General features: G+C 36.8%; 14 protein-coding genes. 6 read left to right on the top strand and 8 right to left on the bottom strand.

Translation table 11 applies throughout. The features are described from left to right. The first annotated feature begins 161 nt into the window (after window positions 1-161). The 3 genes from G7Y56_RS09695 to G7Y56_RS18810 all read left to right on the top strand — a co-directional run bounded on the left by G7Y56_RS09695 (window position 162) and on the right by G7Y56_RS18810 (window position 4,270). Window positions 162-2,090 (top strand): OmpA family protein, encoded by a 1,929-nt coding sequence (locus tag G7Y56_RS09695; protein WP_185153992.1) that lies wholly within the window; start codon window positions 162-164, stop codon window positions 2,088-2,090. Between the two features lies 1 nt (window position 2,091). Further along, complete coding sequence (locus G7Y56_RS09690; protein ID WP_165043074.1) at window positions 2,092-2,985, top strand: DUF4835 family protein; 894 nt, start codon at window positions 2,092-2,094, stop codon at window positions 2,983-2,985. Window positions 2,986-3,220: 235 nt separating this feature from the next. Further along, on the top strand, window positions 3,221-4,270 hold the full coding sequence (locus G7Y56_RS18810; protein WP_165043072.1) for a bifunctional transcriptional activator/DNA repair enzyme AdaA: 1,050 nt from the start codon (window positions 3,221-3,223) through the stop codon (window positions 4,268-4,270). A 9-nt stretch (window positions 4,271-4,279) separates the two neighbouring features. On the opposite strand, the gene G7Y56_RS09680 is transcribed toward G7Y56_RS18810, so the two are convergent. After that, window positions 4,280-5,101, bottom strand: coding sequence for a tetratricopeptide repeat protein (locus G7Y56_RS09680; protein WP_165043070.1), 822 nt, complete (start codon window positions 5,099-5,101; stop codon window positions 4,280-4,282). Between the two features lie 153 nt (window positions 5,102-5,254). Here G7Y56_RS09680 and G7Y56_RS09675 point away from each other — a divergent pair, with 153 nt between their 5' ends. Further along, a complete protein-coding gene (locus G7Y56_RS09675) occupies window positions 5,255-6,028 on the top strand; it encodes a M15 family metallopeptidase (RefSeq protein WP_165043068.1) in 774 nt (257 codons plus the stop codon). A 101-nt stretch (window positions 6,029-6,129) separates the two neighbouring features. Here G7Y56_RS09675 and aspS read toward each other — a convergent pair whose 3' ends face one another. The 5 genes from aspS to G7Y56_RS09650 form a co-directional block, all read right to left on the bottom strand. Beyond that, window positions 6,130-7,890, bottom strand: a complete 1,761-nt coding sequence (aspS, locus tag G7Y56_RS09670; protein WP_165043066.1) for an aspartate--tRNA ligase — start codon at window positions 7,888-7,890, stop codon at window positions 6,130-6,132. A gap of 26 nt (window positions 7,891-7,916) precedes the next feature. Further along, on the bottom strand, window positions 7,917-8,207 hold the full coding sequence (locus G7Y56_RS09665) for a putative quinol monooxygenase (protein ID WP_165043064.1): 291 nt from the start codon (window positions 8,205-8,207) through the stop codon (window positions 7,917-7,919). Between the two features lie 95 nt (window positions 8,208-8,302). After that, a complete protein-coding gene (locus G7Y56_RS09660) occupies window positions 8,303-8,785 on the bottom strand; it encodes a GNAT family N-acetyltransferase (RefSeq protein WP_165043062.1) in 483 nt (160 codons plus the stop codon). 2 nt (window positions 8,786-8,787) lie between these two features. After that, the gene (locus G7Y56_RS09655) at window positions 8,788-9,297 is read right to left on the bottom strand and encodes a hypothetical protein (protein WP_165043060.1); all 510 of its coding nucleotides are present in this window, start codon (window positions 9,295-9,297) and stop codon (window positions 8,788-8,790) included. Window positions 9,298-9,299: 2 nt separating this feature from the next. Continuing rightward, window positions 9,300-9,710, bottom strand: coding sequence for a putative quinol monooxygenase (locus G7Y56_RS09650; protein WP_255491321.1), 411 nt, complete (start codon window positions 9,708-9,710; stop codon window positions 9,300-9,302). 119 nt (window positions 9,711-9,829) lie between these two features. Here G7Y56_RS09650 and G7Y56_RS09645 point away from each other — a divergent pair, with 119 nt between their 5' ends. Beyond that, the gene (locus G7Y56_RS09645) at window positions 9,830-10,705 is read left to right on the top strand and encodes an EamA family transporter (RefSeq protein ID WP_165043058.1); all 876 of its coding nucleotides are present in this window, start codon (window positions 9,830-9,832) and stop codon (window positions 10,703-10,705) included. A 13-nt stretch (window positions 10,706-10,718) separates the two neighbouring features. Here G7Y56_RS09645 and G7Y56_RS09640 read toward each other — a convergent pair whose 3' ends face one another. Beyond that, window positions 10,719-11,222 carry a hypothetical protein gene (locus tag G7Y56_RS09640; protein ID WP_165043048.1) on the bottom strand — a complete coding sequence of 168 codons (504 nt, stop codon included), beginning with the start codon at window positions 11,220-11,222 and terminating at the stop codon, window positions 10,719-10,721. 219 nt (window positions 11,223-11,441) lie between these two features. On the opposite strand from G7Y56_RS09640, the gene G7Y56_RS09635 reads away from it, so the two are divergent. Then, window positions 11,442-12,032, top strand: coding sequence for a sigma-70 family RNA polymerase sigma factor (locus tag G7Y56_RS09635; protein WP_165020808.1), 591 nt, complete (start codon window positions 11,442-11,444; stop codon window positions 12,030-12,032). Window positions 12,033-12,107: 75 nt separating this feature from the next. On the opposite strand, the gene G7Y56_RS09630 is transcribed toward G7Y56_RS09635, so the two are convergent. Further along, complete coding sequence (locus tag G7Y56_RS09630) at window positions 12,108-13,064, bottom strand: aldo/keto reductase (protein ID WP_165043047.1); 957 nt, start codon at window positions 13,062-13,064, stop codon at window positions 12,108-12,110. Window positions 13,065-13,311 lie beyond the last annotated feature (247 nt).

The raw sequence follows: 13,311 nt of genomic DNA, 5'->3' as shown, positions 1-13,311 counted from the left end.
CCCCAAATATACTGATATCTGCTGATATTTATATTATTGACAGGCAATATTCTAAACAGAAAAAAGTTATATTTGTGCATCCATTAAATAAGAAAAGAGACTCTATCTTGAAAAGATACATTTATTATATATCGGGAATCGTATTGCTAACTATATTAGTAATGTCATGTAAGCAGCTCAAAGTGAGTGATGCAGACGAGAAGTTTGCTCAAGGTGAATATTTTACTGCTGCTGAAATGTATCGTAAGATTTATAGGCAGACACCAGCCAAAAAGCGTGAATTGCGCGGAGAGGTTGCTTTTAAAATGGCAGAATGTTATCGTCTTTATAATAATCCTTTACGGGCTAACCCGGCTTATGCCAATGCTGTACGTTATAGACATGTAGATAGTACGCTCTCGCTGCAATATGGTCGCTCACTTCAAAAAGTGGGTAGTTATTTGCAATCGGGCAAGCAATACGAAGAATTTTTAAAGCTTTTTCCGGATAATCAATTCGGACAAAATGGGTTGGAGGGAACTAAAATAGCCCCTAATTGGAAAGCTAATCCGACATATTATGTCGTGAAAAACGAAGAGATATTGAACTCCCGAAAGGGGGAGTTTGCTCCGATGTTACTTCCTCCCGATTATGATCAGGTTTTTTTTGCCTCTAACCGTGAAGGGACAACAGGCGATACAATCAGTGGTATAACAGGGGCGAAGCTAAATGATATCTTCATGGCCCGTAAAGACGAAAGTGGTAAGTGGATGAAGCCCGAACATGTGGATTCTCCTATCAATACAGCAGGTGACGAGGGTGGGGTATCTTTTCTTCCATCGGGGACAGTCATGTATTATACCAGTTGTCCACCCGATTCGACAGGAGCTGCTGTTGTTTCTATATATGCCACTTATCGCTCAGGAGGAGCATGGGGAGTCGGTACAAAAATCGAAATTAACCGAAGAGATACAACAAGCGTTTACGCTCATCCTTCCATATCGCCGTCCGGTGACTTTCTCTACTTTGTGTCTGATATGTCTGGTGGATACGGAGGAAAAGATATATGGAGAGCCCGAATGGTTGGTGATTTAGTAGAATACATAGAAAATCTCGGTGCTGATATTAATACGGCAGGCGATGAGATGTTTCCATATATGCGAAACGACTCTACACTTTATTTTTCATCCGATGGACATGTTGGCATGGGAGGGCTAGATATTTATAAGGCTGTATATAATGGGAAAATAAAGCAGTGGTCTATCGAAAATATGAAGTTTCCCATAAACTCGCAAGCGGACGATTTTGGAATTACCTTCGAGGGAGATGTCGAAAGTGGTTTCTTTAGTTCTAACAGAGGAGATGCCAAAGGCTTCGATCACTTATATTCATTCATATATCCGATAGTAACTACTATTGCAGAGGGATATATTGTAGATACAGATGATGAATTTATATCTAATGTTACCATTCGTGTGGTGGGGCGTGATGGCACAAATAAGCGATTTCAGGGAAAAACCAATGGCACATATAAACTTGAAGTAAATCGTGGTGTCGATTATGTTTTTCTGGGAAGTGGCGAGGGCTATCTGAATACCAGACAATCACTCAGAACATTGGATATGGAGAAAGATACCACTTATCTCGTTGATTTTGTATTGACACCCATCAATAAACCTGTAGTACTAGAAAATATATTTTATGACTTCGACAAGGCGACCTTACGTCCCGAGTCGAAAGAAGAATTAGACGGCTTGATTGAATTACTTAATCTCAATCCTCATGTTACTATTGAGCTATCGGCCCATACCGACCGCAAGGGGAGTGATGAATATAATAACCGCTTATCGCAGCGACGTGCCGAATCGGTAGTGAATTACCTTATAAATGCGGGAATAGCAAAAGATCGTTTGACTGCCGTTGGTAAAGGAAAGAGAGAACCTAAGATTGTAACAAAGAACGTTATTAAAAAATATGATTTCTTAAATGAGGGTGAAGTCCTGAACGAAGAATTTGTATTGCAGTTAACACCCGAGCAGCAGGAGATGGCAGATCAAATAAATCGCCGTACTGAATTTAAGGTATTGAGTGTAACTTATAATTTGGAATAAAATGAAGCGATATATATCTATTATACTATTTCTCATAAGTTCTGTTGCTGTAATGCAAGCGCAGGAGCTTAATGCAAAACTGACTTTAAATTCACAAAAAGTACAGTCGCCGAACAGGGAGTTAATCACCTCGCTCGAGAATGCTGTTAATCAGCTATTGAACGAACAAAAATGGACAGATGCCACATTCTCAAGAACCGAGCGGATAGATGCCATTGTTGGTATTACTGTTAATGAAATGCCTACTGAAAATAGTTTTATAGCCGACATCCAGATTACTACTCGTCGTCCGGTTTATAATTCTACTTATGTGACTCCTATTCTAAATTATAGGGATACTCAGTTTGAATTTAGCTACTTGATGGGACAATCGGTCGACTTTAATAATTATAATGTAACGAGTAATCTGGTTGCAACCATTGCTTTCTATTCGTATATCATTATTGGGTTGGATTTCGATTCATTTTCTCTGAATGGGGGACGACCTTATTTTGATAAAGCTTTGGATATAGCAAATAAAGCTCAAACGCTTAATACTAAAGGCTGGGAGCCTTTTTCGGGGAAAGGCAATCGGTATGATCTGGCGGTAGCACTTACGGATGAAAGTTCGAAGTCATTTCATAAAATGTGGTATAATTATCATCGTCTTGGTTTGGATGAAATGTCGAGCAATCCGGCACGTGCAAGAATACGTGTAATTGAATCTATAGCTGATCTGCAAAAGGTGTACGAAGCCCGACCATCGTCTCTTCTGTTGACTCTTTTTGCTGAAACAAAAATGGAGGAACTGGTGAGAATCTGTTCACAAGCTACAACCGAAGAGAAACAAGAGATAAAAAAGAAACTTTTGCTAATGTTTCCTACCAAGAATAATATTATCAATACGTTGAAATAGTATTATTCTGAAACTTACTGTTTTAACGTGAGTTCGATGTAAAATATTCATTCGAATTTGTCATCCCGATACGCAGTGAGGGATGACAGAATAGACGAGAGACAAATACCAGCTCATAACTACTAACTATATGATATTTATATCGAACTCACGTTATTTTAATTAGAAAAAAATACGTGTCAATTTTTCGGTTGCAATAAGGCTTATCTAACTAATATCTTTGTAAAAAAAGCAAATGAAAAAAGAAGATATATTTTATAAGGCATTACTCGATAAAGATAAATCTTTTGAGGGAACATTTATTGTAGGCGTAAAAACTACAGGAATATTCTGCCGTCCGACTTGTACAGCCCGTAAGCCTAAGCAGGAGAATGTAGAGTTCTTCAATAATACGAAAGAGGCGATATTGAAAGGATACAGAGCGTGTAAAATATGCAGGCCTATCGAAAAACCGAACGATACACCCGACTACATAAAACAAGTTATAAAGAAAATAGAATCTGATCCGTCTCTAAAATTGAAAGATTACGATTTGAGGCAGATGGATATAGAGCCGAGTAAGATACGGCGCTGGTTTCAAAAAAATCATGGAATCACATTTCATAGCTATCAGCGGATGTATAGGATCAATACTGCTTTTAAGCAAATACAATCGGGGATTTCGGTTACAGATACAGCCTTCGATTCGGGATATGAATCTCTGAGTGGATTTAACGATTCATTTAAGAAAGTTTTCGGAGTGTCGCCAAAACAAAGTCATAATCAGCAGATAATCGATTTTACGCGTTTCGAAACAATCTTGGGTACAATGGTTGCCTGCGCTACAGACAAAGGTATTTGTTTACTGGAATTTTCGGATAGACGAATGCTCGAAACCGAACTTAAGCAATTGGCTAAAGTGCGTAATGCAACTATCATACAAGGTTATAATGTTTATTTTGATTTGCTTAAAAATCAGATAGATGCTTATTTTGAAGGGAAACTAACCGAATTTGATATTCCACTTGATATAGTTGGTACTGATTTTCAGAAAACTGTATGGGATCAACTCATCAGTATTCCTTATGGTAAAACGCGATCTTACAAAGAACAAGCAGAAGTTTTAAACAAACCTTTAGCTGTAAGGGCTGTCGCAAATGCCAATGGAATGAATAAGATTGCAATCATCATACCTTGCCATCGTGTTATTGGGTCTGATGGATCATTAACAGGTTATGCAGGAGGTTTATGGCGTAAAAAGAGGCTCCTTGATTTGGAAAAAGAAGTACTTGATAAAAATGGCTGAGTTTTATTATTATTTACATAGACGAAGGAAGTCTTCAATTACTTTTTCATCGGCGCCCATCTCTTTAGCTTTTAGAAAATCTTCTTTCGCTTGAAACTTGTCGTATTGAGCTAATTTTAGTTGTCCTCGCAAGATATATAGAGATGAGTTTTCATATCCTAATTCGGCAGCTTTAGCTAAGTCTTCTTGTGTACGTGCTAATTTATTAAGGTGCAGATAACATTCGGCACGGTTGAAATAAAAGTCGGCATTAGTTTTGTTTTTATAGATCAAGTCGGTATACATTTCTTCCGCTTCTTTCCATTCCCCTTTTCGTTTTGTGAGCATTGCCAGCCCCGATTTTGCCAGAATGTTTTCGGGCGAAATAGCTATTATTTTTTCAAAATCTTCTTCAGCAGCAAAAATATTTTTTTTATTCATCTGTAGTAACGCTCTGCGATAAAGTGCCTCTATATCATCGGGATTTGAAAGTAGGATGGCATTATAATCTTTCATTGCATCATCGAAGCGATCCATTTCACAATAAAGGGCGGCTCTGTTGTGACGCAAGAATGCTATATCGGTATATTTATCTATTGCCACATTATACGAAAAGAGTGCTTCGTCAAATTTTCCTAAATGTCGTTGTACTGTTCCCAGATTAACCATCAACATTGTATTGCCTGCATTGCCCGGCTCTTTGCGCAAAGCGGCTAAAAAAGCCTGCTCGGCAGCTGCATATTCACCTTGTTCTGTATAATCCATAGCACGGTTTACATATTCCTCGTAAGTCTGTGCGCTAAGCGATGTTATGCAAAAAGTAAAAATGAGTATAGCTAAATATTTTTTCATTGTTCTATTTATCTTGTGCAACAAAAGTACGCTATATTAACAGATATTTACGACATATATTATCTAAAAAGATATTAAATACTGATAATAGATATTTATCAAAATAAATCTTACATGTTTGTATATACCCGCTTAATATCTTTCTTTTGTAAGATGAAATTTAGAATATCTTACTTCTTTGCCGTCTATCTTATAGCATCGATTGCCATAGCTCAGGATATATCTCAATATCCAGTAGAAGTAAAAAGGCTATTGATGGCTTACCCCAAAACAATTGTGGGTTATGATGGCACAGCTATTGTTTTATATAATGGCGACAAGATAGCATACACAAAAGGCACAAGTGCCAATCATACAGATTTGCTAAATAGTACTAATCTTGGTGATATATTCGCTTATGAATATAAAAGAGGCTTAGTAAAAGATATTCCAAAGAACTATGATCCCGGACGAATTCGCAATGATAAATTATTGAAGATAATGTACGGATCGACATCCGAAGAGGTTCAAAAGAATCTGACGACGATTATCTGGTGTCCTATGCTTGTTAATCAAAAGTTACGGGTTACAAAAGTGAATGGGGTTGATAAACAATTACAAAAAATATCGGACGAGTTAGACCAACATCCCGAATTGAAGGATTATCTGACTAGTTCGGGCACATTTAACTGGAGAAAAATAAGAGGTACCGAGCGGTTGAGTTCTCATAGCTTTGGTACGGCTATCGATATAAGCGTCAAATATTCTAACTATTGGCAGTGGGATTGCCGTTGTACTTCTGAAGATGTAGATTTGAACTATAACAATAAAATACCCCAATTGATTGTCGATATATTTGAAAAATATGGTTTTATATGGGGTGGAAAATGGTATCATTATGATACAATGCACTTTGAATACAGACCGGAGTTATTAATAATGGAATAATGCGTAAAACAAAAACGACCAACTTAGTTGGTCGTTTTTACTATTATTTGATAAGTTGTTCCCTATAAAGAACTTCTTTACTCATATTCACTTGCTATCTTTTACTCTTTTGCCTTTATATCTATTTTCAATCCCAATTCATCTAATTGTTCCTGCTCGATAGTTGATGGAGCATCGATCATCATATCACGTCCCGAATTATTTTTAGGGAAGGCAATACAGTCACGGATCGAATCCAAACCCGCAAATAAAGATACCAAGCGGTCTAGACCGAAAGCTAACCCTGCGTGAGGAGGAGCTCCATATTTAAATGCATTCATTAAGAATCCAAATTGAGCCTGTGCCTTTTCTTCGGTAAAGCCTAAAACTTCGAATATCTTCTTTTGCAGTTGACTGCTATGAATACGTACCGAACCACCACCAACTTCGACACCGTTGATTACCATATCGTAAGCGTTTGCACGAACAGCACCCGGATTAGAATCCAGTAGACTGAAATCTTCTTCTTTCGGGCTGGTGAAAGGATGATGTTTAGCAAAATAACGTCCAAGTTCTTCGTCTTTTTCAAGTAGAGGGAAGTCTACTACCCATAGACAGCTGAATTTATTTTTATCGCGCAAGCCTAGTTGTTCTCCAACTTCTAAGCGTAGTTCGCAAAGTTGTTTTTGAGCTTTTTCTGTTTCGCCACAGATGATTAAGATAAGGTCGCCCGGTTCTGCCTGACAACGTTCTGCCCATTTTTTCAAATCTTCTTGATCATAAAATTTGTCTACCGAAGATTTTAATGAACCATCTGCTTCGTAGCGAACATATACAAGGCCTTTTGCTCCGATCTGAGGACGTTTTACGTAATCTGTCAAAGCATCCAATTGTTTGCGGGTATATGATGCAGCGCCTTTAGCACAGATCGCACCTACATATTCTACCGAATCGAATACAACAAAATCCTTACCTGTGGTAAGGTCTTTTATTTCGACAAACTCCATACCAAAACGGGTATCGGGTTTATCCGAACCATAGTATTTCATAGCATGGGCATAGTCCATACGAGGAAAATCAGCCAGATCTATATCTTTAACAACTTTGAAAAGATGTTTTGTTAAACCTTCAAATATATTCAATACATCTTCTTGATTTACAAACGACATTTCACAGTCTATTTGAGTAAATTCGGGTTGACGATCGGCACGAAGGTCTTCGTCACGAAAACATTTTACTATTTGGAAATAGCGGTCAAATCCCGAAACCATCAACAACTGTTTAAATAGTTGAGGTGATTGTGGCAGAGCGTAAAATTCTCCCTGATTCATACGTGACGGCACAACGAAGTCACGCGCACCTTCGGGAGTAGAACCGATAAGAACAGGAGTTTCTACTTCTAAGAACTGGCGTTCATCGAGGAAACGACGTGTTTCGAATGCAATTCTATGACGAAGTTCCAGATTCTTGCGTACCGGATTACGGCGAAGATCCAGATAACGATATTTCATGCGGGTATCGTCACCACCATCCGTTTCATCTTCGATAGTGAAAGGAGGGGTATCCGATGTATTTAGGATGACAAGTTCATTGACAATTATCTCTATTTCTCCGGTTGGGATATTCAGATTCTTGCTCGAACGCTCTTGTACCGTTCCAGTTATCTGCAATACATATTCACGTCCCAGTTTGTTCGATTGCTCGTACAAATCGGCGTTTACGTCTTTACTGAAAGCTAACTGTGTGATGCCATAACGGTCGCGTAAATCGACAAAAGTCATTCCACCACCTAATTTCCGTGCTTTCTGCACCCATCCTGCCAATGTTACTTCTTTATTAACATCTGCAATAGTCAACTCTCCGCAAGTATGATTTCTGTACATATTCTGATTTATCTTATTCTGATTTCTTAATAAACTTGTTTGATTATATCTACTGTCAGGCTTTCGATCTTGCCTGCAATACCTCTTTTAAATGCAGCGAAGTGATCACTGGCGTTATGTAAATCTATGGCTTGTTGGTCTTTCCATATTTCCAGTATCGTAAACTTAAGAGGGTTGTTAACATCTACATGCAGGTCGTATGATATATTGCCCGATTCTTTTCGGGTTCCGTCTACTACCGCATGAAATACCTTTGTTAGTTCGACTTTATGTGCTTCTTTAACTACAATAGTTGCCACGATTTTCAATTCAGCCATAACCTTATAATTTAAATGTTTTGAGATTACAAAAGTATAGATTTTATTTGTGTTTAAGACCGCTTTAAGCAGAAAAAGAAAGATATAGAATGTGATTATCCTATATCTTTTATCATTACAAAATCGCTCTTGTTTTCGCTTGCGACTCTAAAACCGGCTCGCTCATATAATTTTCTCGCTTCATTCTGTTTAGACACACTTAGCGATAGAGCTTTGATCCCTCTATTTTGATAGCATCGTATTATTGTTTCTATCAATCGGGTTCCTATTCCTTTATTTCTATACGGAGCTAATACTGCCATACCTATTTCGGGAATAGCTTCGTCTATAAATCCATAGTTCATATCCGATTCTTTAAACAATCGCCCCCAGATTACACCGATTAGCTTGTTGTTTTGTTCAGCTACAAATGCGATATCGTTTTCAGTTTTACCCCAGTCTTTTATATATTTGTGTATATCAGGTTCGTATATTATTGAAGGGGGAAATGGCTTGGCTCCCTCAGGTACAAATAAAGCATGAAACAGCATTTCTTCAAGAAATGCTGTTTCATGTAATTGTAATTCCCTTATTCTCATATTTATAACGGGGAAGGAGGTGGGCTCAGATTTACATGTACCTGTTCGTTCATCAGACGTGTGTATAACTCGTTGGTCGTCATTTTATTTCCAATTTCGAAAGCAAGTAAACCGGTATCTATATTGATGAAATATTCATTGTTATTTGTATCGGTTATACTGAACCATTGTAAAATGCCATTACTGAATTCCATCCCTAGCCATCTTAGATATGTTGTTCGAAGGTTGAATTCCAAATCTCCTCTTTTATAACCTTTAATGTATGCTTTATCATTAAGTATGTAGAGTATCCCACTACTCTCGTAAGCCATAAGCTTAAAAGTTGTATGTTGCGCCTGTTTTGAGTTTATTCTAATTGATGCCGCAAAACTAACATTGGATGGTAGATTTGCCAGCAATTTTTTTCTTTTACGCTTTTTACTGTAATAAATCCCAAAGACTGTCCCGACGATTAAAACAACAGGAAAGGCTATTATCAAGATTATTGCTAAGAGTAGTTCCGATTCCTCCATACTTATTTCAGAATCTGCTTATATAATGTTACACCGGTACCTACGGTTTTGCCCGCTGTAGCTTCCTTATATTCTTTCATGTGAGCAGAATTGTTATGAATATTTATAGCATCCTGCGATTTCCATTCTTCTAAAAAGATCAGTTTGGTACTATCGTTAATATCTTCATGCAGATCATAGAAAATACATCCTTCTTCGGCTCTGCTGGCTTTTATCATTTTATCAAAGATAGGCATCAGCTCTGTTCTGTATTCAGGCGCCACGGTCATAGTCGCTACTATTCGCAGCTCGTTACCTGTCGGTTGATATTTAGTTTCTTCTACGGTCGAGGTTTCAGTCATTTTTTCTGTTTTAGGGTTGCAGCTTACCATACAGATAAGGCTGAATAGTGAAATAAAAGCAATTTTTTTCATAATTATAGTTTTAGTGTTATACGATTGCAAATATATTTATTTTCAGCAGATGTAGGGCTATCAATTTTAAATATTCGTAAATTCGCTTAACCGTCACTATCAAAATCATTAATTTCAGTATGAGTGTCTTAGTAATTGTTGCAATACTTCTTCGTGTACTATCTAACCCAATGGGTAATGTGTTTCAGAAACAATTGACTAAGAAAACGATCAGTCCTCTTTTTATCAATTTCGGAACTTATCTGTTACTAGGCATAGCCTGCCTACTTTATATTCCTTTTATAAATATAAGTCTTTTATCGGCTGAGTTCTGGCTTTATGCTTTTCTCGGTGGAATTATGGGGGCATTGGGTAATGCATTGCTCATAAAGGCTTTTGAGAAAGGTGATCTTTCAGTATTGGGACCTATTAATTCTTATAAGTCTGTTATCAGCATTATATTCGGTATTATTCTGTTAGGTGAAATTCCAAGTGTTTGGGGAATCTTGGGTATTATCTTAATAATAGGAGGTAGCTACTTTGTTTTGGATACTACCGAAGAAAGATTTTCGTGGAGATTATTAAAGCAGAAAGAGATTCAGTATAGAATAGGTGCAATGGTATTTTCGGCTATCGAGGCCATTTTTATAAAAAAAACAATATTGTTGTCTTCTATCGAGATTTCGTTTGTGAGTTGGTGTTGGATAGGCGCTTTATTTTCATTCGTTATCCTTTTCCTATTTAAGATAGAGGTAAGAACAGAGATTCATAAAGTCGATAAATTTAGTTTACACAAGTTCTTATATTTGGTGATTTGTGTTGGTATTATGCAGTTTACTACAAATTATGTTTTTGATCACATGCCTGTCGGATATGCACTATCTCTATTCCAACTGTCGGTAATCGTTAGTATTTTCTTCGGGTATAAGATATTTAAAGAAACGAATATCCGTAAGAAGCTTATAGGTGCCATTATAATGGTTGCCGGATCGGTTATTATTATTTTAATGAAATAAGTCTTTCGTATATCTATTTTAGATTTTTCTTTATCTCTTTTTCAAGATTACCTTTCTCTATTAGTTTTTCATATTTTTCTATATTCTTATCCTGTTTCAGATAACCTCTGTTTTTACGATAAAAAGTAACTGTAGCTTCTATTCCAGCCATATTGCCTGCTATATTATCTTTAGAATAATTGTTATCTAATGCATACTTTGACCAACCAATCATAAATGGAATCAACAATTCGGGATTTCCATCCATGAAATTTACAACTTTTGGGTGAATGTTTACTTTTATATCGGGCTCACCCGTTAGCCATGCAATAAAGAAAGCGTTTGCTTCCTGTCTCTTTTTTGAATCTTGCCCTAGCGAAGTTTGTAATAGCCACTCCATTGTTTCTTTTATCTGGGGTTCATAAGTTTTATAGTCTTCGGCAATAACAAACTTATAGTCTTTTGGTACATTGTAATTTTGACTAAATAGAACAGTGCAAGTAAAACTGAATAATAAAAGTGATAATATTCTTTTCATAGTTTAGGTTTCTTAAATACTTGGGTAAATATTGTAATATTTTTTCACATTGGCAAACGGTAATAACCCCATAGTGTTAAATTAAGTTTTGTTCTTTGGGAGTCTGATAAATTTGCTTTTTATTTGTAACTGTAACTCAGATTATTATTAACTACAAATCCAAATTTTTTGCCTATAGAATAAACATTACTCTTTATAAATAAATATAAACTGGAGATAATGGAAACATTAAGAGCGATGACCGACGAACAGTTGGTTGCTACTTATTCTAATGGTAATAATCTTGCCTTCGATATTTTACTGTCGCGACATAAACAAAGTGTATTTAACTACATTTATTTTACTGTTCGTAAAAGAGAACTGGCAGAAGATATTTTTCAAGAAACATTTATCAAAGCTATTGTTACTATCAAACAAGGACGATATACCGAAACCGGTAAGTTTCGTGGTTGGATATCTCGTATAGCACATAACCTTATAATAGATCATTTCCGCCAAGAGAAAAATGAGAATACAATTTCGAATGATGATGCACCTATTGATCTTCTTAATAACACTTCGCTTTGTGATGGTACTATAGAAGATGAGATGATACAAACGCAAATAACATCGGATGTTCGAAAACTTATTTCTCATCTCCCCGACACGCAACGCGAGGTTTTGGAAATGCGTTATTATCAGGACTTAAGTTTTAAAGAAATAGCCGATCAAACAGGTGTAAGCATTAATACGGCATTGGGTCGTATGCGTTACGCCATTATCAATATACGTCGTATGGCTGAAGAAAACAGTATCATATTGACGATGTAAGCATTTTAATATTAAACAACACTGAGAATTAAAAAAGGTGGCCCTGTGAAGAGCTACCTTTTTTCTTGTTATAGCTTATTGTGCGAGTATATTTTCAATCAAGGCTAATTCATCAGCTCCGAATCGGGTGTTATCCATCGCTTTTAAATTATCGTGCAATTGGGCAACAGAACTTGTTCCTACGATAACGGATGTTACCTGTTTATTGTTAAGCAGCCATGCTAATGACATTTCGGCCAGAGTCTGCCCGCGCTGTTGAGCCAGATCATTCAGAGCCGTTACTTTAGCTATAACAGCAGGTGTTATCTCGCTCTCCTGTAAAAAGCCATGACTTTTGTGGGCACGGGATGTTTCAGGGATACCATGCAGGTATTTATTAGTCAATACACCTTGAGCCAATGGAGAGAATGCGATAAAGCCTACACCATGTTTCTCGTTAATAGTCATATGCTCTTTCTCCGGTTCACGAACCAGCATACTATACTTATCTTGGTAGATAAGACATGGCACATGTTGCGATTTTAATATTTCGTAAGCCTGCACGGCTTTAGCAGGTGGGTATTTAGATATGCCCACATACAATGCTTTTCCTTGACGTACAATGTCTATGAGGGTTTGCATTGTTTCTTCTATGGGTGTTTGCTCATCATAGCGATGCGAATAGAATATATCGAAATACTCTAAACCTGTTCGTTTTAAACTTTGGTTCAGGCTCGCCATTATATATTTTCGCGAGCTGCCGTCGCCATAAGGTCCATCCCACATAAGATGTCCGGCTTTCGAGGATATAATTAATTCATCACGATGCCCTTTCAGGTCTTTAGCAAGTATTTTGCCAAAATTAGTTTCGGCACTTCCGGGAGAAGGGCCATAGTTATTTGCCAGATCAAAGTGAGTAATTCCGTTATCAAATGCAGTGCAGATCATAGCTGTTGCCACATCGAAATCGTCCACATCACCAAAATTATGCCACAAGCCCAATGATATATCGGGAAGCTGTAAGCCGCTGTTTCCGCAGAAATTATATTTCATAGTCGTTCAAAATATTAGGTATTATGGCTAAAGTTAATAGATATTTCTTTTAGTGCATTTATTTGTATCAGTTTTTTATATCTATAAGAAAGACATTATCATAATAATTCTTTCTCTCCCTGAATTCTATGATTAATTCCTATTAATATTGTTAAAAGTTATCGCATTTTTCCTTTTTCAACTACCCGTTTTTTAGGGGGGCAGATTGAAAAAGGGAAAATAGCTTACTTAAGCTGTTTTCTTGTAA

This window comes from Dysgonomonas sp. ZJ709 (assembly GCF_011039195.1).
GTDB lineage: Bacteria > Bacteroidota > Bacteroidia > Bacteroidales > Dysgonomonadaceae > Dysgonomonas.
The sequence above is the reverse complement of the archived record's forward strand: the minus strand, read 5'-3'. Positions and strand labels throughout refer to the sequence as shown.

What these genes read in the sequence shown, in the direction of transcription:
- G7Y56_RS09695 (WP_185153992.1), top strand. Translation starts at nt 162, where the DNA reads ATGTCATGTAAGCAGCTCAAAGTGAGTGATGCAGACGAGAAGTTTGCT.
- G7Y56_RS09690 (WP_165043074.1), top strand. Translation starts at nt 2,092, where the DNA reads ATGAAGCGATATATATCTATTATACTATTTCTCATAAGTTCTGTTGCT.
- G7Y56_RS18810 (WP_165043072.1), top strand. Translation starts at nt 3,221, where the DNA reads ATGAAAAAAGAAGATATATTTTATAAGGCATTACTCGATAAAGATAAA.
- G7Y56_RS09680 (WP_165043070.1), bottom strand. Translation starts at nt 5,101, where the DNA reads ATGAAAAAATATTTAGCTATACTCATTTTTACTTTTTGCATAACATCG.
- G7Y56_RS09675 (WP_165043068.1), top strand. Translation starts at nt 5,255, where the DNA reads ATGAAATTTAGAATATCTTACTTCTTTGCCGTCTATCTTATAGCATCG.
- aspS (WP_165043066.1), bottom strand. Translation starts at nt 7,890, where the DNA reads ATGTACAGAAATCATACTTGCGGAGAGTTGACTATTGCAGATGTTAAT.
- G7Y56_RS09665 (WP_165043064.1), bottom strand. Translation starts at nt 8,207, where the DNA reads ATGGCTGAATTGAAAATCGTGGCAACTATTGTAGTTAAAGAAGCACAT.
- G7Y56_RS09660 (WP_165043062.1), bottom strand. Translation starts at nt 8,785, where the DNA reads ATGAGAATAAGGGAATTACAATTACATGAAACAGCATTTCTTGAAGAA.
- G7Y56_RS09655 (WP_165043060.1), bottom strand. Translation starts at nt 9,297, where the DNA reads ATGGAGGAATCGGAACTACTCTTAGCAATAATCTTGATAATAGCCTTT.
- G7Y56_RS09650 (WP_255491321.1), bottom strand. Translation starts at nt 9,710, where the DNA reads ATGAAAAAAATTGCTTTTATTTCACTATTCAGCCTTATCTGTATGGTA.
- G7Y56_RS09645 (WP_165043058.1), top strand. Translation starts at nt 9,830, where the DNA reads ATGAGTGTCTTAGTAATTGTTGCAATACTTCTTCGTGTACTATCTAAC.
- G7Y56_RS09640 (WP_165043048.1), bottom strand. Translation starts at nt 11,222, where the DNA reads ATGAAAAGAATATTATCACTTTTATTATTCAGTTTTACTTGCACTGTT.
- G7Y56_RS09635 (WP_165020808.1), top strand. Translation starts at nt 11,442, where the DNA reads ATGGAAACATTAAGAGCGATGACCGACGAACAGTTGGTTGCTACTTAT.
- G7Y56_RS09630 (WP_165043047.1), bottom strand. Translation starts at nt 13,064, where the DNA reads ATGAAATATAATTTCTGCGGAAACAGCGGCTTACAGCTTCCCGATATA.